We start from the raw sequence: 691 nt of genomic DNA on the forward strand, positions 1-691 counted from the left end.
GATGCGCTGCGTGCCGAGGCCGCCGCGCCGGACACGTCGCGCCTGCTCACGCTCGATCGGCTGGCGGCGCTGCTCGGCGGGTTCGAGCGCGCCTTCGCGAGCCAGGCGCTGCTCGACCGGCCCGAACTGCCGCCTTCGCGGGTGCGCTACGCGTTCCATCGCGATCCGGTGCTCGCGTGGCACAACGGCATCCGCGCGTTCATCGCGGTGCTGGCCGCGTCGGCGATCTGGATCTTCACCGCGTGGCCGGCGGGCGGCGGGTTCGTCGCGATCACGGCCGTGGTCGGCGCGCTGTTCTCGACCCGCCCCAACTCGGTGCGCGCGGCCATCGGCTTCCTGAAAGGCTCGGCATGCGCGGCGGTCGCCGGTGTCGTCTGCAACTTCATCCTGCTGCCGGCGGTGTCGGGCTTCGAGATGCTCGCCTATATCCTCGGCGTGTTCCTGATCGGCACCGGGATCGCGATGCGCCATCCGCGCACGGCTGCGATGGGCAGCGCGTTCTCGATCTTCTTCTGGAATTTCACGTCGCCGGACAACACGACGCGCATCGGCGACGCCGCGTTCCTGAACAGCGCGCTCGCGACGATGCTCGGCATCGCGTTCGGCGCGCTGATCTTCGCGCTGGTGTTTCCCGGCGATCCCGGCACGAGCCGGCGGCGTCTGCACCGCGCGGTGCGTCGCGATCTGGCGG

General features: G+C 71.1%; 1 protein-coding gene. It reads left to right on the forward strand.

The window, feature by feature from the left end:
- On the forward strand, positions 1–691 hold a 691-nt coding region (locus JMF90_RS39355; protein ID WP_201326577.1), incomplete at both ends, for an FUSC family protein.

It is taken from the genome of Burkholderia sp. E168m23 (assembly GCF_016586125.1).
In the GTDB taxonomy this organism is placed as follows: Bacteria; Pseudomonadota; Gammaproteobacteria; order Burkholderiales; family Burkholderiaceae; genus Burkholderia; species Burkholderia orbicola.